Origin of the sequence: Bacillus sp. LM 4-2 (genome assembly GCF_000978495.1) — a bacterium.
GTDB classification, from domain to species: domain Bacteria; phylum Bacillota; class Bacilli; order Bacillales; family Bacillaceae; genus Bacillus; species Bacillus subtilis.
Genome location: NZ_CP011101.1, coordinates 887,511 through 912,333, shown reverse-complemented (window position 1 = coordinate 912,333; position 24,823 = coordinate 887,511). Strand labels below are relative to the sequence as shown.

Sequence of the window (24,823 nt, the reverse complement as noted above, 5' to 3'; positions counted from 1 at the left end):
TTTACGGAGCAGCCGAGATGGCGGCTGCTTCTCCTGCCATCTTCCAGATTTTTTGATGTGACACCGGGAACGCAAATTGTTCGAGCTCTTCTTTCGTTACTTTTTTCAGCTTGCTGGTATCCGACACTTGTTTTACTTTACCGAAAAACACTGAAATATTCCATACCAGGTGGGTGAAAACATGCTCGACTACACCTTGCAGATCACTGATATCAGCTTGTATGCCATATTCGTTTTCTAAGAAAGCAATGAGCTGTTCACGCTCAGTTTTGATCCCTTTTTGTGTTTCAAGATTCGGGAATTCCCACAGGTTGGCGAGCAAACCTTTAGACGGCCGTTTGTGGATATACACTTGTCCGTCTTCATCAGTCAGTACGATCGCGGCCATGGTTTTGATCCCGGGCTTTTTCTTTTTGCTTTTTACCGGAAGCTCCCGTTCAGTGCCTTCTTCAAATGCTGAGCAATGCTGCTGAACCGGGCAAAGCAGGCATGAGGGTGATTTTGGCGTACAGATCAAGGCTCCCAGCTCCATCAAGCCCTGATTAAATTCAGATGGTTTTTCTTTGGAAATAAAAGCTCGTATGGCGTCTTCAAAGATCGTTCTTGTTTTTGGTTTGGCAATATCATCCCAAATAGATAGAATTCTGGACATGACACGCATCACATTTCCGTCAACTGCGGGAATGGGTTTATTGTAGGCAATGCTGAGCACCGCTCCCTTTGTATAAGGGCCGACGCCTTTTAACCCGCCAAAATCTTTCTCGTCTGGAGGAACAATGCCGCCGTATTCCTGTTTCACTTCTTTTACCGCGCTTTGCAGGTTTCTGACTCGCGAATAATAGCCAAGCCCTTCCCATGCTTTCAGCACCTTTTCTTCATCAGCATCAGCGAGCGCTTCCACTGTCGGGAATTGTTCCACAAACCGGAGAAAGTAAGGAATCACTGTCTCTACTCTCGTTTGCTGCAGCATCACTTCAGATACCCACACTTTATATGGATCTTGGTCCTCTCTCCACGGCAGAACGCGCTGCTCTCGTTCAAACCATGAGATTAAATCATCGCGAAATTGCTGTATGTCTTTTTGTTTTAATTTGTCTTCAAGTACGTTCATATGTGTTTCTCCCCATCTTTCGCGCCCCGCTTTTCTTTAGACTGTTTTTTGTTGTACACTAAGGGCACAGTACGATAATATGTTACATTAAATAGTAATAAAGAAAAAGCGGAAACATATGAGAACGATTGAATCAGTTTAAAAATTGGGTATATGAAAATGGGGAATTTCTTACAAAGTGAATGTGCAGGATCACCCTGCAAGGAGGTCACCTATGGATACGGGCACACATGTCGTTATGGGCATCGCACTGGGCGGTATTGCGACGCTTGATCCTGTTGTCGGATCAGATCCGGCAATGGCTCACGCTGTTATGATCGCAACGCTTGCGGGCTCTCAGGCTCCGGATATTGATACTGTGTTAAAGCTTAAAAACAATGCTGTTTATATAAGGAATCACAGAGGATTTACCCATTCAATTCCCGCCGTTTTGTTTTGGTCTGTCATCATCCCGGCGATTCTGTATTTATTTTATCCTCAGGCCGATTTTCTGCACCTATGGCTGTGGACACTGCTGGCAGTCGTTCTGCATGTCTTTGTTGATATATTCAACGCCTATGGAACACAAGCCATTCGTCCGTTTTCGAAAAAATGGGTTGCGCTAGGGCTGATTAATACGTTTGATCCGTTTATTTTTATCAGCCATCTGGCAGCTATCGCGATTTGGTATGCAGGCGGGAGTCCCGGCATCACGTTTCTCAGCTTATATATCATATTGGTAGGCTACTACTTGGTGCGCCTGATCATGCAGCTGAGAATTAAACGGAAGCTTCATGAGATGATTCATGATGAGATCGAAAGCATTATTATTTCTCCAACGATGAAATTCAGGCAATGGCGAATCGCAGTGACGACAGCACATGCTTTCTATGTAGGAAGAAGCATGGAAGGACATGTCGTGATTCTGGATACATTTAATCGGGTGCCTGTTCCTGAAACCGATGTAATGCATGCGGCAAAGCAGGATGATAACATCGCGGCGTTTCTGTCCTTTTCTCCGGTTTACCGGTGGGAAGTGGATACGTTTAAAGATCATTATGAGGTGAGATTTATCGACCTGCGTTATCGGAGCAAAGGCCATTATCCGTTTGTCGCAATTGTTCACATCGGCCATGATCTCACGATTCGTTCGTCCTATACGGGATGGATATTCAGCGAAGAAAAACTTCAGAAAAAATTAAAGCTCGGCTCTATATAGAGCCGGGCTTTTTACGTCTTATATAGAAAACAGCAAACAGCAGACTGACGAGAGATATGACCGCCGATATTTTGAAGTATGGCGGATAGTAAGTCAGCTCAATGTGATTGTCTCCCTTTTGCGCCTTGAAGCCTATAAAAGCATAATCCGCTTTTTCGATCTTCTGTGTTTTTCCGTTGATCTTCAGCTCCCAGCCTTTTTCATATGGGATCGGAAGCATGATGTACTGGTCTTTTGACAGATGATAGGCAAAGGTCAGTCGATTTTTGTTCCAATTCAGTTTGTCTGCTTTCTCTGTTTTATTTTGCATTACAGCGTTTTTCAGCGTTTGGTAATTTTCTTCATAGAGCGCTATGTTTCTCAGCTCATAGGTTCCTTTCGGAAGATTGATTGAGATATGGCCTGATTTAGGCACTCTTACCGTTATATTATTTACTCCGGTTTTATAGATCGATTTGTTCGATTTCCTTGTTGTGACATAATCATTTACCTTTAACGTAAATCCTTTGTCTTTTGCTTTGCTTTTCAAATAAAAGCTGACATAGTAGTCTCCCGCAGCGGATGATGGCTGTTTCGGGGTGATGATCAGCTCTCCTCCGTTTTCTCCAGTTACGGTTAGCAGCCCGTTTTGATACTGGGCTTGTTTTGCGGTGATGTCCGACTTGGTGATCAAATTGGATGGTTTTGGTGTCTGCTCCGTTTTTCCTGATGGATCTTTTAATATAATTCCTTTCAGCATCGCCTGTTCTTTCGCAAGAGCGGGCAATCGGTCCAGCTCACTTTCGCTGTATATGGCATCCGCTGTTTTGACGAATGGAAGCATGTACTGATTCTCATAAACTGCATAATGCTCTGTTTCTAAATGCTTTTTGAAGCCGTACGGGACGCTGGCTTCGTTTGTTTTTTCGGTCATATAATATTTGCCGTAAAGCAGGCTGTATAAATTCGCCCTGTCTCCCAATGACGCGTAACGGCTGACGCTTTCCCTGCCCATATCGATGCTTAAATCATTCCAATAGAAGGCCAGCAGATCTTTGTTTAAAATGCTGGAATACGCGCTGAAGCCATTAAATCCGTAAATGATTGGCGTATTATTGCGGACCCCGTTCATCCAGTCGATTCTCATGAGCGGATCATCGTCTTCCTTCTGTAAACGTCTGATGAGCTCAGATGATTCCCGCCCTCTGTATTCCTCACTTGTAAGATATTCTTTTGTCACACTATCCAAATCGCCGCCTTCTGAGAGTGCGTATTTTTGATAGGAGTTGGCGACAAACAGCGAAGAAAGAATGATTATACCGTACACAGCCATGTTTGCCCGTTTTTTCGCAAAAGCTGCAGCAAACAAGGCTGCGATTGTCATGAGTAAGAGCAATAGAATACTTTCATTCGCAGGCTTCCATATATCGAGCTTATACCTTTGGATATGATACAAGTAAAGAAGCAGGACGACAGCTGCGGCCGGGAGCAGTTCTTTCCGTTTCAATTCAGACAGCTGTGACAAACCAGCCGCAGCTGCTCCCGCAATGGTAAAGGCCAGAACATATTCAAACCGGTTTTGCGGGGCGGAAAAACCGTTAAAGACGCTTGCCGCATACGGACTGAAATGAAAAAGAATAAACAGCAGGCTCAATCCGGCAAAGAGACGAAATACACGGTTTTTGTAAAAAGAAATAATAAACAAAAACAGCAGAAAAGCGGCCGGCACAATGATGATCCGGCTCGAAAATAAGATATTATCATCGAAATTGAGCCACTCTATTTTCTGGCTGTATGGAGGGCGCAGGTTGTTTAAAAAACCGTATACTACGGGCACAAACGCCGCCGCACTGATGCCAAAAGAAATGAAGCCTGAAACCAGAAATAATCTGATTTGAATCCATCTTTTCTCTTCATGTGGTTCCAAACGGATCAGCCATCTGAACAGCAAATAGATTCCGATGAATATAAGGTTTATGTATGCAAAGTAAAAATTATTGATTAACGTCAGCGAACACGCAACGATAAACCACGCCGGACGCCGCTCTCTAATAATTTTTTCTGCACCAAGCACAAGCAGCGGAAGCCAAACCATTGTATCGGTGAAAAATTCCCAATACGCTTCGTGACGGAAATAAATAATTGAGACGCCGTATAACACGGCTCCCGTGAACGATGCCGCCCTGTGCTTGAGAAGATAATGAAAAACAGAAGCGGACGTAAAGATGATCAAGCTCAATTTGAAAATACTGATAAAAACAGCTGACTCTGCCCAAAAAAGCGTATCCGCTTCTCCGATCAGCTGGACGGCTTGAAGCAGCCAAACAGCGGCAGACACAGCAAGAAAAAGAAAAGAAGCAGAAAAATAATAGCCGAGCTGACTGAATGTGCCGCCGCCAAGTCCGAATGAATAATTGTAGAAAAAATTCCCGTGTGTATATTGGTCAAATAATAATTTTTTAAATACGATCATTTGCGCAAGCCCGTCACCCGGACCTGTCATATACCTGCCTTCCGCCCATTCTTTCACAAAAAAAGCGTGTGCCAGAACGGACACCAGCAAACTGGCCGCATAGATCATGATATGTTTTCTTTTCATATAAATTCTCCAGTCTTGCTTTTAAGATAATAGACACGCAAAAAAAGCACTGCCAATGGCGCTTGGTATTTTCAGTGCATTTTTGTCAGACGCCGCATGCTTTTTAATTCGTTCGTTTCAGGCAGGTCTTTGTTCGGGATATTCGCTTCTTTGATCAAATAATGCGGGCGTTTTTTTGTTTCATAATAGATTCGGCCGATATATTCGCCTATAATTCCGAGGCTTAACAGCTGTACTCCGCCGAGAAATAACACTGCTGAGATAATGGTGAAATACCCAGGCACAGAAATACCGTTAGTCAGAATTTTAACGAATGTGGCAATGATATAAATGATGGAAAGCAGCAGGATGAAAATGCCTGTATAAAAACATAATCTCAGCGGCTTATGATTAAATGAAACGACGCCGTCCATTCCGTAGTTAAACAGACTGCTGAACGACCATTTGGAGGTGCCGTTTTTTCGTTCGACATTTTCATAAAATACAATTTTCTGATCAAAGCCAATCCAGCAAAAAAGGCCTTTTGAGAAGCGGTTTCCTTCGCTCAGCTTCAAAAGTGCATTCACAGCTTGGCGGCTTAACAATCTGAAGTCACCGACACCGTCACGCAAATCGACTTCAACCGCTTTATTAATGAACTTGTAATACATAGATGATAAGAGTGAGCGGACAAAGCTGTCCCCTTTTCTGTTCCTTTGAGCAATGACTTGGTCATACCCTTCTTCGTAGCCTTTGATAAATTCCTTCAGCAAATATGTCGGATGCTGCAGATCGGCATCCATGACAATAACCGCCTCGCCCTGAACATGCTCAAAGCCCGCCAAAATTGCGGCTTCTTTTCCAAAGTTTCGAGAAAAAGATATATATTTTACCCGGCTGCACGTCGCTGCCAAGTCTTTGATCTGCTGAAGCGTGTCATCAACACTTCCGTCGTTTATGAAGAATATTTCATAGTCATAATGAATGTTTTTAAATTCCTTTTTTAAAGATTCATGAATGAGTTTGACATTATACCCTTCATTGTAAGACGGGATAATAATCGAGATTAATCCTTGCTTCATTAAGGCACCTTCTTTTTATTATTCTTTTTAAGTATTGCCTTAGGGGAGTTTTACACAAATCTTCAGTAAGGCTATTCCTTTTTTTAAAGTCGTTTAAACCTGTTTTTTGTTACAATTTTATGGTGACATTCATGATTTTTAATGTTATTTTGTCATGTTTAAAACAGACTATGAAAAAAACGCACAGAAAAAGTCTGCCATTATGACAGACGGATGGAGAGAAATTTTAGCTTATTGGTTCTTAAGATATTCCAAAATCAGCTGATTGACGATGGCTGGCTTTTCGTGGTTAATCCAATGGGAAGCTTCATCAACAAAGATGAGATGTCCATTCGGGCAATGCCTTTCCGTCTCTTTCGCAAGCTTTCTGCTCAAAAAGCGGTCTTCCATTCCCCAGATCATTCGGTAAGGTACTGTTTCGTAAGAGGGTTTCTCTGCCAAGCTTCCTTTTCTGAGGGCTCTGTACCAGTTCAGCATAGCTGTCAGCGCGCCCGGCTGTTTCCACGCTTCTTTGTACCTGCTGACATCCTCGGATGTAAAAAGCGCGGGACGGTCGGATAATCCAATCGCTTTGTCTAATGTTTCATAATCATTTTCCCTTAGTGATGCCTCCGGTATATCGGGGAGCTGGAAGTATGCGATATACGAGCTTTTCAGCCATTGCGGCGGATAAAGCGGCGTTACGGTTTTCATGACGTGCGGGTGCGGGATATTGATCGCGATCAGTTTTTCAAGATATTCCGGGCGTGTGGAAGCCAAATGCCATGCGACAGCCCCTCCCCAGTCATGACCGATGACAATTGCTTTTTCATCAGTGAATTGCGTAATAAGCCCGATGATATCATCTCTTAATGTATCAATCCGATATGAATCAATTCCTTCCGGTTTGTCACTGAGATTGTAGCCCCGCTGATCAGGAGCAATGACCCGGTAACCCGCATCAACAAGCGGTTTGATTTGATTTTTCCAGCCGTACCAAAACTCAGGAAATCCATGGAGCAGGACAATTAACGGGCCGTCTTCCGGTCCTGCGGCTGCAACGTGGAGCGTGATTCCGTTCGTATTGACAAACTGGCATTTAACTCCGTCCACTTCAATCTCCTCCTTGACTGTGCGTCATGATTTTCAGCCTTTTCTCCGTTAGCATAAATGTTATGACACTGGCGGCAATCAGCATGATAAGCTGAAGAATAAACAAGTTTGATCCCAGCAGCAAACCCATTCCCGCAATCACCAAGCCTGACAGGATCATTAATGATGCACTGTAACGGTTCGCTTCATTCCATAATCTTTGATCTGACATTGAGCGTCTCGTTCTGTATCCGTACACACTGTTGATCGATTTGGGAGGAAACAGTTTGATCAGTATGCCCGCAATGATCATAAGCCCTCCGCCGACTAAACCCGTCATATCATCATCTCCTTTCTCATTGTTACGTGCAGAAAGAAGAAATGTTTCATGCATAGGCAAAAAGACAAGCCTCGGCCTGCCTTTTTATCGCATTTGTAAATCCTTTGTGTGAATATAGCCTTTAACTCCGCCATAATCCACGAACGCCCAAGTGAAGTCAAATCCGCCGTTTTCACTGAATCCCCACCCAAGTATTGTCACCTCTGTTCCAGATGAGAGCTGTTTAGCTTTTCCATTTTCGGGCGTCGGTGCATAGAAGGCTGTCTGTTTCGTTGTTTTCGCTTGGCTTGCGGTTTTCATTAAAAAGTGAGTTGAAATATATGCTTTCTTTCCTTTGAAATAAATTTGAGCCCAATCGGCATTTACGAACCTATCGACTTTTACCTTTTGTTCTGATGATACAGTGCCGAGAATATCACCTTCATGATTTGGCTCAGTCCGGACATTCAGCTTTCCTGCTTTTATGATGTAAGTATCGGATGATGGCATGCTGACAGATATGTCGTGAAGGGGCGCAGCTTTTGCTGCGGGAGCGGAATGAAGTGCTGTCAAACCCAGTCCTGCGGCAGCTGTTAAAGCGAGCATTACTTGTTTCTTTTTCATATAAAGCTCCTCCTCGCATTTTGACAAGATATAAGTGGTATTCCCTGATTGACAGGCTGGTGAAACATGTTTTGTTTATGATTTCTTCCTGTTAAGGTAATTTTAAGAAAATGAAAAAACCTGCCGGTCGTTAACGGCAGGTTTTTAGTGCAAAAGGCCTTTGCTTTGATTTAAGTAATCATTCACGTCGTTACGGGAGCTTTGAAAAAGGTGGAGCTGGCCGCCATAGTTTTCAATCCATTGTGTGACGATTTTTTCAGTCATTTTTTCACCTTGATAGGCGTGTCCGGCTTTTGCATAGGTTGCTTCGAAATCACTCCATAACAATTCCACCCACGTTTTTGCCTGTATATAGCTGATCATCTCGTTCTTTTCCAGAAGCAGATTAGTCAGTTTCTCAATGTACATATTCATGTGTGCAGTCTCCTTTCTTCAGGAAAAAAATAACGCTTTATTACGTGGTGTTCTCCATATACTAACCTTACGTCTTCATCTGGAAAGACGCAACTTTTTGATCTCGAACCTAGGGGGATATGACATGGTCCGAAATAAAGAAAAAGGATTTCCTTACGAAAACGAAAACAAATTTCAGGGTGAACCGAGAGCAAAGGACGACTATGCTTCAAAGCGTGCTGACGGATCTATCAATCAGCATCCTCAAGAAAGAATGAGAGCCTCAGGCAAACGGTAAAGAAGAACAGCTGCATACACTGCAGCTGTTTTTACCCTTTATTGACTTGATATTCGTAGACGCTCTTCTTTTCTGATAAGTGTGCGAAGGTAGAAAGCACAAGTCCGCATGCAGTCATAAGCGCACCTCCTGCAAACAGCCAGGAATAAGAGCCTGTTCCGTTTAAAATCATTCCGCCGATCCATGCACCAAGGGCATTGGCAAGGTTAAATGCTGATACGCTGACAGCTGCGGCAATGGTTGTGCCGCCCTCAGATGAGGAAATGACCTTTGTTTGCAGAAGAGGCGGCGTGCCGAATGCGCATGCCCCGAATAGGAACGTTGCCACAATGGCTGCAGCCGGGTAAATGGCGATATAAGGAAATACAGCCAGAACACCGATTAAACCGATCATTACGCCGATCATCGTCCGAGTCAGCAAAGGCAGCGGTACTTTTCCAGCAAAGAAATTCCCGGCAACGCCTCCCAATCCATACGCAAAGAGAGCACCTGTAATGCCAACCGTGCTGAATCCGGCTGAATGCCTCAAAATGGGTTCGATAAAGGTGTAGGCGATAAAGACACCGGAATAGCCTAAAATGGTAATCGCGAAGGAAAACAGCACTTGTTTGTGTTTAAAAACCCCCCACTCATTCATAAGCATTGGGATCACTTTTGGTTTTCTGTTCGGCACGGCAGCCATAAGGCCTAAAAATCCGATGACACCAAGTGCCGTAATGATGGAAAACACCGCTCTCCAATTCAGGACATCTCCGAGATAAGAGCCGAATGGAACACCAAGCATTAGAGCCACTGTCAGTCCGCCGTTCATTGAAGCAGCAGCTGCAGCACGCTTTTCCGGCGGAACCATTTCACTTGCGAATACCATGGCAATCGCGAAGAAAGCGCCGTGTATGGACGCAGATAAAATTCTTGAAATGGCCAATACAGCAAAATTCGGCGCCAGTGCGCTCATCAGGTTGGAAAGGATAAATATCGCCATCAGCCCAAGAAGCACAGGCTTTCTCGGAAGCTTGACGGAAATGATGGTGACGAGCGGCCCTGTCAAACAAACGCTTGCCGCATAAGCCGTGACAAGAAGCCCTGCGGATGAAACCTGTATATGAAAGTCATTGGCAATCGACGTCAAAATACCCATCACCGCGTATTCTGTATAGCCGATTGAAAATGTACAAATCATAAGAACAAATATAATAAATTTTACAGATGGGTTTTTGATACTCAACGTCATCGCCTCCTTTGATTTTAAAAAACAACGAGTTTCATCTTAAAAGATTTTTCAAGTGAATTCAATGATTTTTTCTTTAAGAATTCGTGTAAATGTGCTGCAAACAAAAAGAGGCTGATCATCAGCCTCCTGTTACGCTTTATTCTTTTTCTTGCAATACTGAGATTGGCAGCGCTTCCTCTTGCTGAGGGGAAGAGGTCCTGTATCCCCATGCGAAAACGCCATTTAAATAACTGATGGTAAACTCGTCCTCAGTGTTTTCCACACGATATGTTTCTCCCGGTGAGTAATCTTCCGGGTTCAGCAAATATGCTTTTGCCATCGTAATTTTCCGTTCGAGCACTGCCAGTTCGTTTATGATTCCATGCTGTTCGGCTTTTCTTGCTTTTTCAGAAAGTAATGCGATTTCGGTATTGAGTTCGTGAGGTGTCATTTGACTGTATCGTTTCTCCATTTCAGTACTCCTCTTCCTGCAGTAATTGCTCGATTAAATCGAGTGAGAATCCTTTGCGGAATAAAAATTGTTTGACCTTCATGGCGCTTTCATATGAGCCGTCATAGCGGTATTTTCTAAACGCTTTTTCCGCGTGAAGGCGCAGCGCTTCTTTCTCCGTGTCTTCATCATTTTCATATTCAATCTGATCCATCGCCGCGCTGATAACATCAAATGAGAAGCCCTTGCGCTGAAGCTGCAGCTGGGCGCGCTGTTTGAATTCTTTCGTCGAAAGCTTTTTATCTTTTTTGAGAAGCTTTTCAACATGCTTGACCGCTTCTCTTGTCTGATCTTCAAAGGAAAAGGAACTTAGCGCCTCCTTAATTGTATCGTCATCAATTCCCTTCGCTCTTAGCTCTCTGAACAAAACATCAGGGCCTTTTCCGTTTGTTTTTTTGTGAGTGCTGACATAGGCTGCGGCAAATTCCTGGTCGTTTAAGTACTTGTAATCGTTAAGCCTATGGATGACTTCCGCAATGACGGGGGGCGAGGTTTCTTTTTTCTTTAAGTGGTCCTCGACCTCTTTCGTCGACCGCATTCGATAGGATAAAAAGTCAAGCGCACGGTTGAAGCCTTTCTTCACTTCATCGCCGTATTGAATCTCAATGATGTCAAGATCATCGAGTTCTTTTCCCTTCTTGAGCTCAAATTTCACGAGCACATCCGCGTCCACACTGAAGGCGTATTTATCATCCAAAAAAATATTGAAGCGTTCCGTATTCTTTTTTTGCGTTGATATTTTTGTAATAAACGGCATCTTAATCTCCCTTCTCAGGCCTGAAACGCGTTTTCTTTTATTACAATGAGGTAAAGTATATTTATTAGAACGATGAGGAGAGATGTTCATGAATATCGCAATGACGGGCGGAACCGGTTTTCTCGGCCAGCATCTGACAGGCGTTCTTACCCGCCAGGGACACCATGTTTATATTTTATCAAGAAACGCAAGGGAAACTGAACAAAAAAATATGACATATGTCCAATGGCTGTCGGAAGGAGCCGCACCGGAGCAGGAACTTCCTCATATTGATGTCTGGATAAACCTTGCGGGAAAATCGATTTTTGGCCGCTGGACGGAAAAAACGAAGCAGCACATTCTCTCCAGCCGTATCAATGCGACGCGTGAAGTGCAGCGGCTTATTCAGAAACAGAAGGAGAAGCCGCAGACACTGATCCAAGCCAGTGCCGTGGGTATTTACGGCACAAGCCTTGAGAAAACCTTTACAGAGGATTCTGCAACGTCAGATGAGGATTTTCTCAGCCATACTGCACACCTGTGGGAAAAGGAAGGACAGCATATTGAGGCGATGGGCATCAGGACGGTTTATGCGAGATTTGGCGTGATGCTTGGAGAAAAAGGCGCTCTCCCGCTCATGATTCTCCCCTATAAGTTTCTGGCCGGCGGAACGATCGGAACGGGAAGGCAGTGGCTGTCATGGATTCATGTCGAGGATGCGGCCCAGATGATCCGATATGCGGTGGAAAACGCCGGCATCTCAGGCCCAATGAATGTCACCGCGCCCAATCCTGTGGACATGAAGCAATTCGGAAAAACGATTGCACGGGTGAAGCACCGCCCGCACTGGCTCCCCGTCCCGGAATTCTTTTTATCAAAAGCATTGGGTGAAATGAGTCTTTTGATTGTGAAAGGACAGCGCGCTCTTCCGAAAAAAGCGATAACCTCTGGATTTCGTTTTACATATTCGGATCTTGAATTTGCACTCTCACAGCTCATAGCGGACCGAAAGACTGTATAAAAACAGCAGGATGCGTCAACCTTAAGAATAACATGGTTGAAGGAGGTCCTTTTTATGGAAAAAAAGAGGGAGAAGCACCAGCAAGGCGCCAACCTGAAGAAAATGCAGGAAGTTCTTTATTCAGGCGAATTTAAAAAAGCGGAAAAAGCTGCTAAGCGGAAGTAGGAATACATAGCCCCTTAAAACCAAATACTATATTTGTTTGATATCACTTTTTAGGGGGAATTTGATATGGGCAGAAATCATATCCACAAAAACCGTGATAAAAACAAACAAAAGCTTCCACAAGTTCCCGATGCATTAAAAAGGGAAACTGACGGCGTTTACGAAGAATATTCAACCGAGCTTGCTGATGCAGATGACCGCGAAGCGCAAGAGCGTGCGAAAGCAGCCGACAACAGAGCGAAAAAGAAATCTCGTTAATGAAAAACCCCTTGTCTCCGTTTGAGACAAGGGGCTTTTTACATTTCAGTAAACCGGTCGCGGATTGGTGTGCGTTTTTTCACTTCCGGCGCCTCGTCAGGATAACCTGTTTGTATGATGGCGGCGAAACGCTCATTATCCTGCAAACCAAAGGCCTGATGGACTTCTTTGTCATAAAGGATTTTTCCGCTTTTCCAAACCATGCCGATTCCTTTTTCCCAAGCAAGAAGCTGAAGATTTTGAATTAACGAGCTTGTTGCCGCAAAATCGTCGTCCCGCGCTCTTTCGTTTTCATCTTCCTGAAACACGACGAGGAGAAATCCCGGAACGCGCCCAAGTGTGTTTTTGAAATTTTGAAGCTTTTCCTCTGTCATATCCGGCTTGGATTTCATAGAGAACGCTGCAAATGTATTGATGAGGTTCGCTTTACCTGTCTCACTGGAAACGTAAATAAATCTCCATGGCTCTGTCACTCTGTGATTTGGCGCATATTTTGCCGTTTCAAGCATGTCAAGAATGACTGCTGAAGGTACTGGCTCTTGTTTAAACTTTCGAATCGATCTTCTGCTGCGTATGATGTCCCGCAGTACTGAATGCTGATGTATTTGTTCGGTTTGAGGCATACCGTCTCACCTTCCTATGCAATTGAAAATGATTATCATTTCATAATAATAACGGAAAGTGCATCTTTTTGTAAACCATCATCCGTATTAGAATTTAAGAATACGGGTTTCTGAGTAAACGGCTGTTCCTGTCATGTTCACTTTCACATGGCCGCCGGCTTCGTTCATTTCGATCTCCACTTTTCCATCTTTTCCAATTTCCTGCCCTTGTTCAATGATAAATTTATGCTGCTCGGCATTTCCATAATGTTTCATATAAGCCCCCATCACGCCGGATGCTGTGCCGGTCACGGGGTCTTCAATCGTTCCCGAATACGGGGATGAAAAGTGGCGTCCGTGCAGGTCGCTGTCGGGATGAACGGTTTCAAAGGTAAACGGATGGACTGAAGCTTTTGGCAGATCAATTAACACTTCCGGAAATTGTTTGTTATCTGGCACCATTTTTTTGGAAGCCTCCAATGATTTAAGTGGAACGATGGCTGTCCATATGCCAGTGCTGCCAAACACAATCGGAAGGTCTTCATGAAAATCCTCTTCGGTGATACCCAGTGCGTCCGCAAGTTTTTTCCGATCGCCTGTAAATGGTTTGAATTGCGGATAGGCCTGTTCAAGCGTGATATGAATACGGCCATCTTTTTCAGAAATCTTCACAGGCAGGATACCCGCTTTCGTTTGGATGCTGTACGTTTTACCGCTCTCCAGCATTCTTTTCTCACATAATGCGTAAAGAGAAGCAACTGTCGCATGACCGCACAAATTCATTTCGTGTCCAGGTGTAAAGTAACGGAGTTCAAGATCGGCCGACTCGCTTTTTCGGATAAAGGAGGTTTCTGAATACCCGGCACGCTCAGCTATGATCTGCATCTCGTCTTCCGTATAAACGTCTCCCTGCAAAACGACGCCTGCGGGGTTTCCTTTGCCGGGACTGCTTGTAAATGCTTCATATTTTAATACCTCTGCTTCTTTCATTCATCTGCCGCCCTTTCTTTATCAATGTCTCTGTCAGTATAGCAAAAATAGTTACGAATCTTCAGTCATTATCAAAAAAACCCATTTTCTTTTTTAAGAAAATGGGTGTAACGATCAAGAATTTCTTGTTTTATAGAGCAAATAAATAAAATAAGGTGCGCCGATAGCCGCTGTAAAGACGCCGGCCGGCACTTCCACCGGAGCAAATAAGGTTCTGCCGACGATATCAGCTGTTAAAACGAGCAGAGCTCCAATAAGTGCCGACGCTGGGAGCAGCGCGCCATAAGATGAGCCGACAAGCCGTCTTGCAATATGGGGCGCCATCAGCCCGACAAAACCGATTGTGCCGGCAACTGAAACTGCACAACCAGTAAGAGCCGTACTCAAAAGGAGCAAGAAAAAACGATTTCGCTGCACAGCGCTTCCTGCACCCGCCGCAATATCTTCACCCAGCACCTGTATATTCATATTTTTTAGCGCGACAAAACAAATGAATAAGAGAATGACAGATAAGATAATAGCTATTTTTACATGCTGCCAGTTTGACCCATAAACTGACCCAGTGATATACACATTGGCTTGTGATGCCCGGTAAATCGGGCCTTTGATCATTAGCAGAGTAGTCATCGCCTGCGCCGACATTGAAAATCCGATTCCGATAAGCACCAGCCGAAATGTGGAGGCGCCATTTTTGTATGCCAGTAAATAGACGATGAGCCCGACAGCCGAGGCGCCGATAAATGCAGCTGCCGGAAGCCATGACAGACTGATCGTAAGTGAACTGCTGCGGTCTGAGAAGAACATCATTAAAAGCACGACCGCTACCGCCGCTCCTCCTGTTATTCCGATAATATCCGGAGATGCGAGAGGGTTTCTGACGAGCCCCTGCAATATCGCGCCTGCCGCTGCCAAGCAGACACCGGCGCATAAAGCCGTCAAAATTCTTGGCATGCGGAACGACATGATCATCAGTTCATCCAGCTTGGAACCTGCACCAAAGAATGTTTTTGCTACATCCCAGGGAGGAATAAACCTTTGTCCGAGACCAGCGCTTATGATGAGTACAGCAGCTGTTAACCCCAGTAAAACCAAAAATACGATCCATGCTTTCTTTTCAGCCGCAGTAACGCCAAAACGAAGTTTCATAGCTTCGCCCCCCTTCTTGCGATGTACACAAACACAGGCATTCCGATGATGGCGGTCATGACCCCGACAGGAACTTCCTGAGGCATAATGATATATCGCGCACCGATATCCGCACAAACAAGCAAAATGGCACCCAAAACAGCGGAAAATGGCAGAACCCAGCGATAATCATTACCAACGACAAAGCGGGCAAAATGCGGAATAATGATGCCGATAAAAGAAATCGGCCCGGCAATGGCGACAGCGGACCCTGCAAGCATGACAACACAAAGCGCCATCACAAATTTTAACAGGCCTGTTTTTTGGCCGAGTCCTTTTGCCACATCTTCTCCCATAACGAGGAGGTTAATTTTTTGGCCGAGAAAGAAGCAGATTACCAGCGCTGCCGCTGCATATGGAAACATCGTCATCAACAGATCCAGACTCCGGCCCTGCACAGAGCCAGTCAGCCAAAAAAGCACCTGGGCAAGCTCGAGTTCGTTGACAGAAAGCAAGCCTTGTGTCAGAGAAGAAAACATGGCTGCCATGGCAGCTCCCGCCAGCGTCAGTTTGATTGGCGTCAGTCCTTCTCTTCCAAGCGAGCCTGCTGCATAGACGATCGCAGCGGTAAATGCTGCCCCAAGAAACGAGCTCCATACTAGCGCCTGAGGTGACTGAATATGCAGAAAAAACGATCCGGCAACAATAAAAAAACCTGCACCGGCGTTAATCCCGAAAATCCCAGGTGACGCAAGCGGATTTTTTGTGAGCGCCTGCATGAGAGCGCCCGCGGCTGCAAGCGAGGCGCCGACGACTGTCGCAACCAAAGCGCGCGGAAGCCTGACATCCTTGATGATGACATGCTCATTTGTTCCGTTGAAGGAAGTAAACGCCTGATAGACCTGTCTCCATGACGTACCTGTATAGCCGTACACGACGCTTGCGCAGACAGCCGCCAGTAAAATGAAAATCAGACATACTAACACAATCCATTTTGAAGATGCCTTTTTGCAGATCATGATCTAATTCTCCTAGTTATTTACTATGTAATGTTTGTTTTTGAGAATAATCCTCAATTAGGGATTGACACTCTTAACACTGCTTATTATGATCTAAATGATAATGAATTTCAATATTGGGAGGAAAAAGATGAAAAAGCATATCAGCATGCTATTCGTATTTTTAATGGCCTTTATGGTACTTTCTGCCTGTAATAGTTCAGAAAGTTCAAGCAACAGCGAGGGGTCAAGCAGCAAAACAAGAACGGTCAAACATGCAATGGGGACATCAGACAACATCCCCGCCAATCCAAAACGGATTGTTGTTTTAACTAATGAAGGAACAGAGGCGCTCTTAGCGCTTGGCATTAAGCCGGTCGGAGCCGTAAAGTCATGGAAGGGCGACCCGTGGTATGACTATCTGAAAGATGACATGAAAGGTGTTAAAAACGTCGGTCTTGAAACGGAACCGAATGTGGAAGCCATCGCAGAATTAAAGCCTGATTTGATTATTGGAAACAAAGTGCGCCAGGAAAAAATTTATGATCAGTTAAATGCGATTGCGCCGACTGTTTTTGCTGAATCTTTGGCCGGGAACTGGAAGGATAACCTGACTCTATACGCCAACGCGGTGAATAAGGCGGACAAAGGCAAGGAAGTCATTGCCGATTTTGATAAACGCGTTTCTGATTTAAAAAACAAGCTGGGCGACCAGACAAACAAAACAGTTTCAGTCGTACGCTTTTTATCCGGTGAATCAAGAATCTATTATACCGATTCATTCTCAGGGATTATTTTAGACCAGCTTGGCTTCAAACGCCCTGAAAAACAAGTAGAACTGTTCAAGAAACAAAAGGACCAATTTACGTTCTCAACTGACAGTAAAGAATCTATTCCTGATATGGATGCTGATGTGCTGTTTTATTTCACTTATAAAGCCGATAATGCAAAGGAAAATGAAAAATGGGCCAATCAGTGGACAAGCAGTTCACTATGGAAAAACCTAAAGGCCGTGAAATCAGGTAATGCGCATGAAGTCGATGACGTCGTGTGGACAACCGCAGGCGGAATTAAAGCCGCAAACTATCTGCTTGATGATATTGAAACCTACTTCTTAAAAACGAAATAAAAAAAGACTCCGTCTTATTAGACGGAGTCTTTTTTGCTTTTGCCAATCAGACGTGTAACGAGGAACATGGTGACAGAAAGAGATCTGTTTTTCCGATACGCTAAGTATTTCCCTCGCCACTCCGGTTTGTATTTTTCTTTAAAGGCTCTTAGGCCGCTGAAGCTGTACATGTATCTGACATTATTAAAAATGACAGCGGCAAACCTTTCGGACCAGAAGGATGTAAAGGCAGTGCCGACATTGGCCAAGGGTGCCATCCCCATATTAAATGACGTGCAGCCCTCTTCCTTTGCCCATAAAAACATACGGATAAACAATGCGTCCATAATGCCATTTGGAGCGTCGCCGCGATAGCGCATCAGATCAACCGATATCTCTCCTTCCTGGTACATCGGCATGACATTTGCGAATGCAACGATCTCTCCTTCTGCATTTTTCATATAGGCGATCGGCGCTTTCTGTAAATAGGAAGGATCAAAAAATCCGAGCGAGAATCCCTTCTCTTTTTTCGAGCCGAGCCATTCGTCTGAGATTTGCTTCAGCTCCTCCAAAAACGCATCAGAAAATGGGGGATGATCCACATGGAAAGTATACTCCTCCCGCTCAAAGCGGTTATTGATTGCCCGAAGGCCGGCTTTTTTCTTCCCAGTCAAGGTAAATGTATTTAAATCTACATATGCTTCCTCGCCCAATTTAAAGAAGTTGTAGCCAAAATCGTGATACAGCGCCATGTCCTCTCGTTCAATTTGATAGAACAAAACACTGAATCCCTTCTGATGCGCTTCGTTCAGAAATTCTTCCAGCACAAGCGGGAATGATTCTCTTTGGCCAGACGGATCGCCGAGCACGACCAGCCTTCTGGCGATTTTCCCAAACAGAAGCAGTGCATTCCCATCGCTGGAAAAATAAAATCGCTTATCTCCAAGAAAACCGAGATGGCTCAGCGCGTTGCCGCCTTTTTCATTAAGAAACGCAGCAAGACGCTCAGGGTCAGCTTTCTCTCCGATCGGTTTCGTTCTCTTATGATAGACCACTGTAAATATCAAGAAGAACAGCGGCACAATAATGATCGCCATGATGGTTGCATGTGTAATATGCGAGGTGCTGTGGACGAAATATTCGTGACGCAGCACCTTCTTCATCCGGTCCCAAATAAAGCCCGCGATCAGATTGTAGTTAAAGAGCGCCACAGTAAACAGCGCCACAGCGAATATCAATTGTCCCAGTGTATAGGATGCCTGTTCGCGGACAAATTGTTTTTTCAATAGCACAAGCAATACGATAATCATCGGCAGTACGAATATCGCGCTGATGTTAAGCCCTTTTAAAAAGCTGAACACAAAGCCGCCGACAAGCGCTGTAATGGCCATCGTATAGGAACGTTTTGTCCGTTTATAAAGCTCGATAGGCAAAATCAGCAGAATGAGCGCTGAGCTTAAGGACAGGCCGTTGAACAGCAAAAGCGCCGGGCGCGGAATGTGCGGTATAACCGTCAGCCGGTCAATCGGCAAGGAAACTGAGGCCAGGACAATCAGACCTGCTACGAACACAATAAGGGAAAGCGAGCCTTGCAAAATTCTCACTAATACCGCACGCTGAACAACAAGCAGAACGTTTGTCGTCTCAATTGCCGGTGCGATGCGCGGGTTCGTTTCGAGCCGCTTCATTGTATTTTCCGTCAGGTCGCCTGCGGCAAAGAACAGTCCCAAGATAAATGGGATAAATGAATAGGCGAGCCTGTACAACACAATAGAAGTAACGATGGCCTCCTGATGATAGCCAAGCTGCTCCATCCCCAGCAAAAATAAAAGGTCAAACGAGCCGAAGCCGCCCGGCACGAGGCTGATCATTCCTCCGATCGCCGCAATGACGAACACCCCGAACACATACCTGATATCTGCATGAATGCCCATAGCGAACAAAGCAAAATAGATGACGATCCCGGCCATGAGCCATTCAACAACTGAAGCTCCAATATATGCGAAAATCGGATTTTTCACTTTGTCCGCATTCTCTTCGTCCCCAGCTTTGCGGTCTTTTATTTTGGACACCGCCAAAGACAGCGGCAATATCAGCGCAAAACCGATAACGACCGCCCATAGCCAAGGCTTTTCATGAATCACTTCATCCACTGGCAGCACTCTCGCAGCGACGAAAATGCTGAAAACAGATAATCCGAGCAGCATAGATGATGTGAGCCAGGCGATTCCTTTCACGAGTGCCTTATGGTCTTTCGTATGCTCCTTATATAACATCATTCTTAACCCGACGCCGGCTAAACCGCCGAAGCCCAGCACATTATTAAATGAATTGGCGATCCAGGAAACCCTGAATACTTTTCCGTTTGTGATCGATAGGCGAAGTGAGTATTTCAGGACGTAATCATACAGCGACATGGCCGCAACAGCCAGCAAGCCGATCAACACAAGCATGAATAAGTCAGTTCGTTCCAGTCCGTTGATGACCATGAGCGTACGTTTGAATGACAGATTTGTCAGTTCTTTTTTCGATTGATAAATAACAAATAGCAAAACAGCAATAGGAAAAACGATTTTTAATATTGATAAAGCATTCTTTTTAATCAGCAATGGTCTCTCCAATCATATTCTAGTTCGATCCTCTCCCCCAATAATCTCCAACTCATTATACACTACCGTTATTTTTCGGACAAAGTCCCGCATGCGGTTTCTGCTCACTTTCTTTCAGGAGTGAAAATCGAGTAATATGGTAAGAGGAGTGAATGATGAGGAAGTGATGAAATGGAATATAATTTACACGATACAACAGTATTAAACGAAAACATTCTTTCATCGGAGGAACGGGAAATATGGGTGCTCTATATGAAAGTCTTAACGTCCGCCGGGCTCGGTGATGTGTCCGAGTGGATGAAGCTGGATATGAGCATGCCGCAAATGAAAGTGCTGATGCTATTAAACAACCATGGAACATTGAAAGTGAGCGACATTGCTGAAAAAATGGGGGCTTCTCTGTCCAATACAACTGGGCTGCTTGACCGGCTTGAAAAATCAGGATTTGTCAAACGCTCACATTCTGAAGAGGACCGCCGCTCTGTAGTTGTTCAGTTGACAGAGAATGCGAAAAAGATTTTCCGGGGTTTGTATGAAAAAGGCCACCTGAAATTGAAGCGTTCATTAGAGCTGCTGTCCCCTGAAGAAAAGCAGGCTGTTTCCGAAGGGCTGTCTATCCTTTCAAGAGCATTAGAAAAAGCGAAAAAAGAATAAATCTGTAAGTCTGTCATCCGCAAACTGCGGGAGCAGGCTTTTTTTATTTGACATTTAGTTCATTTAAAATGAATAATATACTTCGAGTGAATAAAAAAGGGGTTGATGAATATGTCTGAAGCATTAACAGAGCAGAAAGGCCAAAAGTGGGCGATCAGCCTGTTTACGATTGGTGTATTTATGGCTGCGCTAGATAACGGAATTATTTCAGCTGCCTTAACAACGATAAACGAGTCGTTTTCCGTTTCTCCTTCCTGGGGATCATGGGGCATTACCCTTTATACGCTCGGTCTTAGCGTCAGTGTGCCAATCGTCGGAAAGCTTTCCGACCGCTACGGCAGAAAAAAACTCTTTCTCATTGAGGTTTGCCTGTTCGGACTTGGTTCTTTGCTTGTTGCTTTGAGCCAAAGCTTCCCGCTCTTTCTGATATCGCGGCTGATTCAGGCGCTTGGAGGCGGCGGGATTTTCATCATCGGCAGCTCCCACATTCTCGCGACCCTTCCAAAGGAAAAACAGGGGAAGGCGCTTGGGCTGCTTGGCGCAATGAACGGGATGGCCGCTGTGCTCGGGCCAAATATCGGAAGCTTTCTGCTTGATTGGACCGGGTCTTGGCATTGGCTGTTTTTGATTAATTTGCCGATTGCCGTGCTATTGGTTGTTTTCGGCGCATGTTTTATCGCGGAAACAAAAGCACCTGAGGCTAAGCGCCTCGATGCGGCCGGAATCTTCCTTTTGTCCCTGTCGATTTTAGCTGTGATGTACGGCATGACCAATCTTGACGGGGCAAATCTCTTACACAGCTTGGGGAATCCGGAGGTTTATGGATGTATTATTTTTGGCATACTCTGTTTTGCAGCGCTTATCTCGTATGAAAAGAGAGTTGAAATGCGAGGAGGCGATCCCATTTTGGCGTATTCTCTGCTGCGAAACCATATGTTTCAGCGCACGCTTATCATCGGTTTGTTATCCGGGGGGCTCTTGGCGGCAGTCATTTTTATCCCGTCATATGTCGAACAGTATTTGGGTGTCCCTGCCGCAAAAGCAGGCTATTGGATGACACCGCTTGCGTTGGCTTCCGGAATCGGCGCTTGGCTTGGCGGAGCGCTTACCGACCAAAAAGGTCCTGTAAAAACCGTTATTCTTTCGGGAATCATCTCATGTGCGGGGTTTGCTTTATTTCCGTTCTGGGTGACGGAAAAATGGGAGTTTATGATCGCAAGTGTGGCAGCTGGGATCGGTTTTGGCTTTCTGTTAGGCGCTCCGCTGAACGTCCTTGTATCAGAAGCGGCAAAAACAAATAAGGGTACAGCTCTTGGCACGCTTTCATTAGTAAGGCAAATTGGACTGACCTTGGCGCCTACTCTTTATGCAGGTTTTATCACAGCCGGGTTTGACCAAATAGGTGATGAGATCAACAGCCGCTTATCGGACAGCGGATATTCAGAAAAGGCGATGCAGATGATTCCGGAGATCGACAGTTCTGATGTTTCTTCTTTACAAGAACAAATCGAACGCATTCCCGTTCCTGAAGTCAAAACCGCGATAAGCGACGCCATTCATGCGAGTGTCGCCAGCGGCTATGATCAGTTATATGCAGCGGCTGCTGTGATCTCACTTCTGGTGATTGCTGCTATCAGTATTCCGGCTTTCCGCCGGCAAAAGCGTTAAGACCACCCCATCCGTCTGGAAAGCTCCGTAATATGAGCGATATGATGATGTGAGTGCCAGACATACAGGCCGAGCGCGTTCTCCAGGGTAATGATCTCCTTTGTATCAGGGTGATAAAATCCGCGCTTAAATTGCTGATCCGTCAGAGTGCGGAGCAGAGCCGTCCATCTTCCGTGAAGCTCCTGCAAAAGCGCGAGTGAGCCGCTCGGATCTGCCGTTTTCGAGTCTTTTAGCTCCGACCATGCTTTTTCATCATACGGACGAATAGCCGGTGTCTCTTCCGTCAAGCTCAATTTAAAACGAATATAGCTGTTCATATGACTGTCAGCCAGATGATGAACAACTTGCCGAACGGTCCATCCACCGTCCCGGTACGGTGTGTCAAGCTGGCTGTCCGTCATGCCCTCTACAGCTTGCTTCAATTTTGCCGGCACTTCTTCAAGTACTTGAATCCATTTATCTTTTTGCTCCTTCGAGTATGGATTCCCTCGGCTTGTATTCTCCTATTGGGTAGCTTAGATTGACTGATGTCATGCATGTTCTCCCTTCTATTCAATCTTCTCCTTTATTTTACAAGAAAAAGATTGTGTATTGTGTCTTTTTCCCATACAATAAAAACGACACTAGTGTCATTTTAATAATCAGGAGGATGAATCATGGAAAAACCGTTGTTTCGCAATCAAAAAGGACTGATGACACTGTTAGCCTCGCAAACCATTTCTTCACTTGGAGACTGGCTTCACATTTTGGCCGTGCTAACATTAGCCGCTTTTCAGCTTCATGCTTCTCCATTAGATATGTCGCTTTTAATGATGTCGTTTGCTTTGCCTGTCATTGTACTCGGACCTGTATCGGGTCTGCTTGCCGACCGTTTTGACAGAAAAACGATCATGTTTCTGTCTGAAATCGGACGTGCCCTCACCGTTATCAGCTGCGTTTATGTCAGTGAGCTTTGGCAGCTTTACGTATTGCTATGCCTTCAGAGCTGTTTTTCTTCACTTTTTTCACCTGCTAAAAACGGAAAGCTTAAGGAATTGGCTCCGGAAGCACACATTCAGCAGGCTGTTTCCGCCAGCAGCATCATTGATAACAGTGCAAAAATCTTCGGCCCTGCCCTTGGCGGCATGCTGATCGCTGCTGTCTCTATACATTCTGTTTTCTATATTAACGCCGGCGCCTTTCTTCTTTCCGCTGTCATTTTGTTTTTCCTCCCCAAAGATGCTTTTTTACAAAAAGCCAATACACCTCAAGAAAAAACATCAGCACTTGCTTCTATTAAAGAAGGCCTTCAGTATTTGAAACGGATGCCGCTTCTTTTAATAGGCTTACTCACAGCTTGCGTCGTTCTCTTTGTTTTGCAGATTGGTGATTCCCAGGCTATCATTCTTATCCGTTCTTTTTCAGGCGCTCCGCCTGAGCTTGCAGGCTGGTGCATGGCCGTCAGCGGAGCCGGCATGCTCCTTACGGCGGCAATTGCCGGCAGACGGCGAATCACCTCTTATTTTCTTTATTTCTCAGCTGGGACCTTTCTGCTTGGACTAGCAACTGGAGGCGTGCCATTTCTGAGCGGAATGGGAATTGCCGGCATTGCTCTTTTTATTTTCGCTTTTTTCATCATGGGAGCGGCTTTTGGTCTGGTCCATATTCCATTTCAAATTCTCGTGCAAACAACAGTGCCGGTTGATTACAGCGGCAGGGTGTTTGGCGCCATTCAGAGCGCGACAACCCTCGCCTCCATCCTCGGCATGGCGGGCGGAGGCATGCTGGCGGAATGGATCGGTGTTTCACTTGCTTTTCTTGTCTGTGGCTGCTTGCTGATCTTGATTGGGTTGATTACACTTGTAGGTAAGAAAGTTTCAGAAAGCAGGCGATATCTTGTCACCAAAAGTAACAAAGGAGCACAAGGATAAACGACAGGCAAAGATTTTAGAGGCTGCCAAAACGGTTTTTAAACGTAAAGGATTCGAATTAACGACGATGAAGGACGTTGTAGAAGAGTCAGGTTTCAGCCGGGGCGGTGTCTATCTTTATTTTTCAAGCACTGAGGAGATGTTTCGCCGCATTATTGAAACAGGGCTGGATGAAGGACTCCGAAAGCTTGATAAATCAGCTGAACACCAAAGTGTTTGGTCCGCCATTTCAATCTATTTGGATGAACTGACTGAGGGCCTGCGTGATGTAGCAGATACGCTGGCGCCGGTGCAATTTGAATATTTAGTGACATCTTGGCGGAATGAGGAACGTAGGCAGTATTTGGAGAAAAGGTATGATCTTTTTGTGGAAAGATTTTCAAAGCTATTGCAAAAAGGGATCGATCAGGGAGAGTTTCAGCCGGTTCAGCCTCTTGCGACTATCGCCAAGTTTTTCCTCAATATGAATGACGGCATCATTCAAAACGCCCTGTATTTCGATGAAGAAAAGGCTGATGTATCTGGACTTGCTGAGTCTGCAAAACTATATTTAAAAACAGTTCTGCAAGCGGATGAGAAGTAAAGAAACGCGGCAGGAGCCCTCC

25 protein-coding genes and 1 pseudogene are annotated in these 24,823 nt (G+C 45.0%); 10 read left to right on the top strand and 16 right to left on the bottom strand.

What is annotated here, in order from left to right:
• Nucleotide 1: 1 nt before the first annotated feature.
• Entirely contained in the window at nt 2-1,111 is a 1,110-nt protein-coding gene (gene mutY, locus bslm_RS04530) for an A/G-specific adenine glycosylase (RefSeq protein ID WP_003243838.1), read from the bottom strand.
• Nucleotides 1,112-1,325: 214 nt separating this feature from the next.
• Here mutY and bslm_RS04525 point away from each other — a divergent pair, with 214 nt between their 5' ends.
• Nucleotides 1,326-2,309, top strand: coding sequence for a metal-dependent hydrolase (locus bslm_RS04525; RefSeq protein WP_003244136.1), 984 nt, complete (start codon nt 1,326-1,328; stop codon nt 2,307-2,309).
• Here the strand turns inward: bslm_RS04525 and bslm_RS04520 are convergent.
• From bslm_RS04520 to bslm_RS04495, 6 genes are all read right to left on the bottom strand, one after another.
• Complete coding sequence (locus bslm_RS04520; RefSeq protein ID WP_046380868.1) at nt 2,302-4,887, bottom strand: YfhO family protein; 2,586 nt, start codon at nt 4,885-4,887, stop codon at nt 2,302-2,304. The two genes, bslm_RS04525 and bslm_RS04520, sit on opposite strands and share 8 nt — an antisense overlap.
• Before the next feature lie 71 nt (nt 4,888-4,958).
• On the bottom strand, nt 4,959-5,948 hold the full coding sequence (locus bslm_RS04515) for a glycosyltransferase family 2 protein (protein ID WP_003244113.1): 990 nt from the start codon (nt 5,946-5,948) through the stop codon (nt 4,959-4,961).
• Nucleotides 5,949-6,179: 231 nt separating this feature from the next.
• Nucleotides 6,180-7,040, bottom strand: a complete 861-nt coding sequence (gene ephM / locus bslm_RS04510; protein ID WP_014479220.1) for an epoxide hydrolase EphM — start codon at nt 7,038-7,040, stop codon at nt 6,180-6,182.
• Nucleotide 7,041: 1 nt separating this feature from the next.
• Nucleotides 7,042-7,359 (bottom strand): SdpC immunity protein SpdL, encoded by a 318-nt coding sequence (gene spdL, locus bslm_RS04505; protein WP_038428649.1) that lies wholly within the window; start codon nt 7,357-7,359, stop codon nt 7,042-7,044.
• 84 nt (nt 7,360-7,443) lie between these two features.
• Entirely contained in the window at nt 7,444-7,962 is a 519-nt protein-coding gene (locus bslm_RS04500) for an SH3 domain-containing protein (RefSeq protein ID WP_029317456.1), read from the bottom strand.
• A gap of 144 nt (nt 7,963-8,106) precedes the next feature.
• Entirely contained in the window at nt 8,107-8,376 is a 270-nt protein-coding gene (locus bslm_RS04495; protein WP_015252516.1) for a YfhJ family protein, read from the bottom strand.
• Between the two features lie 124 nt (nt 8,377-8,500).
• Between bslm_RS04495 and bslm_RS04490 the strand changes: the two genes are divergently transcribed.
• A complete protein-coding gene (locus tag bslm_RS04490; protein ID WP_003223241.1) occupies nt 8,501-8,653 on the top strand; it encodes a small, acid-soluble spore protein K in 153 nt (50 codons plus the stop codon).
• A 31-nt stretch (nt 8,654-8,684) separates the two neighbouring features.
• Here the strand turns inward: bslm_RS04490 and bslm_RS04485 are convergent, their stop codons facing one another.
• The 3 genes from bslm_RS04485 to recX all read right to left on the bottom strand — a co-directional run bounded on the left by bslm_RS04485 (nt 8,685) and on the right by recX (nt 11,131).
• Complete coding sequence (locus bslm_RS04485) at nt 8,685-9,878, bottom strand: MFS transporter (RefSeq protein ID WP_003243500.1); 1,194 nt, start codon at nt 9,876-9,878, stop codon at nt 8,685-8,687.
• A 142-nt stretch (nt 9,879-10,020) separates the two neighbouring features.
• Complete coding sequence (locus tag bslm_RS04480; protein WP_003244592.1) at nt 10,021-10,335, bottom strand: YfhH family protein; 315 nt, start codon at nt 10,333-10,335, stop codon at nt 10,021-10,023.
• Between the two features lies 1 nt (nt 10,336).
• Nucleotides 10,337-11,131: a recombination regulator RecX gene (gene recX / locus bslm_RS04475; RefSeq protein ID WP_029726844.1), complete on the bottom strand. Its 795-nt coding sequence runs from the start codon at nt 11,129-11,131 to the stop codon at nt 10,337-10,339.
• 88 nt (nt 11,132-11,219) lie between these two features.
• Here recX and bslm_RS04470 point away from each other — a divergent pair, with 88 nt between their 5' ends.
• The 3 genes from bslm_RS04470 (at nt 11,220) to bslm_RS04465 (ending at nt 12,554) form a co-directional block, all read left to right on the top strand.
• Nucleotides 11,220-12,131, top strand: a complete 912-nt coding sequence (locus bslm_RS04470) for a TIGR01777 family oxidoreductase (protein WP_033883295.1) — start codon at nt 11,220-11,222, stop codon at nt 12,129-12,131.
• A 54-nt stretch (nt 12,132-12,185) separates the two neighbouring features.
• Entirely contained in the window at nt 12,186-12,296 is a 111-nt protein-coding gene (locus bslm_RS20480) for a YfhE family protein (RefSeq protein ID WP_003223230.1), read from the top strand.
• Nucleotides 12,297-12,362: 66 nt separating this feature from the next.
• Nucleotides 12,363-12,554 (top strand): YfhD family protein, encoded by a 192-nt coding sequence (locus bslm_RS04465; protein WP_003233561.1) that lies wholly within the window; start codon nt 12,363-12,365, stop codon nt 12,552-12,554.
• 38 nt (nt 12,555-12,592) lie between these two features.
• Here the strand turns inward: bslm_RS04465 and bslm_RS04460 are convergent, their stop codons facing one another.
• The 4 genes from bslm_RS04460 to bslm_RS04445 all read right to left on the bottom strand — a co-directional run bounded on the left by bslm_RS04460 (nt 12,593) and on the right by bslm_RS04445 (nt 16,290).
• Nucleotides 12,593-13,177: a nitroreductase family protein gene (locus bslm_RS04460; RefSeq protein ID WP_032723010.1), complete on the bottom strand. Its 585-nt coding sequence runs from the start codon at nt 13,175-13,177 to the stop codon at nt 12,593-12,595.
• A gap of 87 nt (nt 13,178-13,264) precedes the next feature.
• The gene (locus tag bslm_RS04455; RefSeq protein ID WP_046380867.1) at nt 13,265-14,146 is read right to left on the bottom strand and encodes a PhzF family phenazine biosynthesis isomerase; all 882 of its coding nucleotides are present in this window, start codon (nt 14,144-14,146) and stop codon (nt 13,265-13,267) included.
• A gap of 114 nt (nt 14,147-14,260) precedes the next feature.
• Nucleotides 14,261-15,292 carry a FecCD family ABC transporter permease gene (locus bslm_RS04450; RefSeq protein ID WP_003243057.1) on the bottom strand — a complete coding sequence of 344 codons (1,032 nt, stop codon included), beginning with the start codon at nt 15,290-15,292 and terminating at the stop codon, nt 14,261-14,263.
• Nucleotides 15,289-16,290: a FecCD family ABC transporter permease gene (locus tag bslm_RS04445; protein WP_003233570.1), complete on the bottom strand. Its 1,002-nt coding sequence runs from the start codon at nt 16,288-16,290 to the stop codon at nt 15,289-15,291. Before bslm_RS04445 ends, bslm_RS04450 begins: the two co-directional genes overlap by 4 nt.
• A 130-nt stretch (nt 16,291-16,420) precedes the next feature.
• Between bslm_RS04445 and bslm_RS04440 the strand changes: the two genes are divergently transcribed.
• Entirely contained in the window at nt 16,421-17,398 is a 978-nt protein-coding gene (locus tag bslm_RS04440; protein WP_014479212.1) for an ABC transporter substrate-binding protein, read from the top strand.
• A gap of 17 nt (nt 17,399-17,415) precedes the next feature.
• On the opposite strand, the gene mprF is transcribed toward bslm_RS04440, so the two are convergent.
• A complete protein-coding gene (mprF, locus tag bslm_RS04435) occupies nt 17,416-19,986 on the bottom strand; it encodes a bifunctional lysylphosphatidylglycerol flippase/synthetase MprF (protein ID WP_015715530.1) in 2,571 nt (856 codons plus the stop codon).
• A gap of 171 nt (nt 19,987-20,157) precedes the next feature.
• Here mprF and bslm_RS04430 point away from each other — a divergent pair, with 171 nt between their 5' ends.
• Both bslm_RS04430 and bslm_RS04425 read left to right on the top strand, forming a co-directional pair.
• The gene (locus bslm_RS04430; protein WP_003233577.1) at nt 20,158-20,640 is read left to right on the top strand and encodes a MarR family transcriptional regulator; all 483 of its coding nucleotides are present in this window, start codon (nt 20,158-20,160) and stop codon (nt 20,638-20,640) included.
• Between the two features lie 111 nt (nt 20,641-20,751).
• Nucleotides 20,752-22,308 carry an MFS transporter gene (locus bslm_RS04425; RefSeq protein WP_046380866.1) on the top strand — a complete coding sequence of 519 codons (1,557 nt, stop codon included), beginning with the start codon at nt 20,752-20,754 and terminating at the stop codon, nt 22,306-22,308.
• Here the strand turns inward: bslm_RS04425 and bstA are convergent.
• Nucleotides 22,305-22,842, bottom strand: a pseudogene (gene bstA / locus bslm_RS04420) (bacillithiol transferase BstA). The gene bslm_RS04425 and the pseudogene bstA overlap by 4 nt on opposite strands.
• Nucleotides 22,843-22,964: 122 nt before the next feature.
• Here bstA and bslm_RS04415 point away from each other — a divergent pair.
• Nucleotides 22,965-24,218, top strand: coding sequence for an MFS transporter (locus bslm_RS04415; RefSeq protein WP_014479207.1), 1,254 nt, complete (start codon nt 22,965-22,967; stop codon nt 24,216-24,218).
• Nucleotides 24,184-24,801, top strand: a complete 618-nt coding sequence (locus bslm_RS04410) for a TetR/AcrR family transcriptional regulator (protein WP_046380865.1) — start codon at nt 24,184-24,186, stop codon at nt 24,799-24,801. Before bslm_RS04415 ends, bslm_RS04410 begins: the two co-directional genes overlap by 35 nt.
• The last annotated feature ends 22 nt before the right edge of the window (nt 24,802-24,823 follow it).

Coding starts and splice junctions, on each gene's coding strand:
- mutY (WP_003243838.1), bottom strand. CDS start 1,111: ATGAACGTACTTGAAGACAAATTAAAACAAAAAGACATACAGCAATTT.
- bslm_RS04525 (WP_003244136.1), top strand. CDS start 1,326: ATGGATACGGGCACACATGTCGTTATGGGCATCGCACTGGGCGGTATT.
- bslm_RS04520 (WP_046380868.1), bottom strand. CDS start 4,887: ATGAAAAGAAAACATATCATGATCTATGCGGCCAGTTTGCTGGTGTCC.
- bslm_RS04515 (WP_003244113.1), bottom strand. CDS start 5,948: ATGAAGCAAGGATTAATCTCGATTATTATCCCGTCTTACAATGAAGGG.
- spdL (WP_038428649.1), bottom strand. CDS start 7,359: ATGACGGGTTTAGTCGGCGGAGGGCTTATGATCATTGCGGGCATACTG.
- bslm_RS04500 (WP_029317456.1), bottom strand. CDS start 7,962: ATGAAAAAGAAACAAGTAATGCTCGCTTTAACAGCTGCCGCAGGACTG.
- bslm_RS04495 (WP_015252516.1), bottom strand. CDS start 8,376: ATGAATATGTACATTGAGAAACTGACTAATCTGCTTCTGGAAAAGAAC.
- bslm_RS04490 (WP_003223241.1), top strand. CDS start 8,501: ATGGTCCGAAATAAAGAAAAAGGATTTCCTTACGAAAACGAAAACAAA.
- bslm_RS04480 (WP_003244592.1), bottom strand. CDS start 10,335: ATGGAGAAACGATACAGTCAAATGACACCTCACGAACTCAATACCGAA.
- recX (WP_029726844.1), bottom strand. CDS start 11,131: ATGCCGTTTATTACAAAAATATCAACGCAAAAAAAGAATACGGAACGC.
- bslm_RS04470 (WP_033883295.1), top strand. CDS start 11,220: ATGAATATCGCAATGACGGGCGGAACCGGTTTTCTCGGCCAGCATCTG.
- bslm_RS20480 (WP_003223230.1), top strand. CDS start 12,186: ATGGAAAAAAAGAGGGAGAAGCACCAGCAAGGCGCCAACCTGAAGAAA.
- bslm_RS04465 (WP_003233561.1), top strand. CDS start 12,363: ATGGGCAGAAATCATATCCACAAAAACCGTGATAAAAACAAACAAAAG.
- bslm_RS04460 (WP_032723010.1), bottom strand. CDS start 13,177: ATGCCTCAAACCGAACAAATACATCAGCATTCAGTACTGCGGGACATC.
- bslm_RS04455 (WP_046380867.1), bottom strand. CDS start 14,146: ATGAAAGAAGCAGAGGTATTAAAATATGAAGCATTTACAAGCAGTCCC.
- bslm_RS04450 (WP_003243057.1), bottom strand. CDS start 15,292: ATGAAACTTCGTTTTGGCGTTACTGCGGCTGAAAAGAAAGCATGGATC.
- bslm_RS04445 (WP_003233570.1), bottom strand. CDS start 16,290: ATGATCTGCAAAAAGGCATCTTCAAAATGGATTGTGTTAGTATGTCTG.
- bslm_RS04440 (WP_014479212.1), top strand. CDS start 16,421: ATGAAAAAGCATATCAGCATGCTATTCGTATTTTTAATGGCCTTTATG.
- bslm_RS04430 (WP_003233577.1), top strand. CDS start 20,158: ATGGAATATAATTTACACGATACAACAGTATTAAACGAAAACATTCTT.
- bslm_RS04425 (WP_046380866.1), top strand. CDS start 20,752: ATGTCTGAAGCATTAACAGAGCAGAAAGGCCAAAAGTGGGCGATCAGC.
- bslm_RS04415 (WP_014479207.1), top strand. CDS start 22,965: ATGGAAAAACCGTTGTTTCGCAATCAAAAAGGACTGATGACACTGTTA.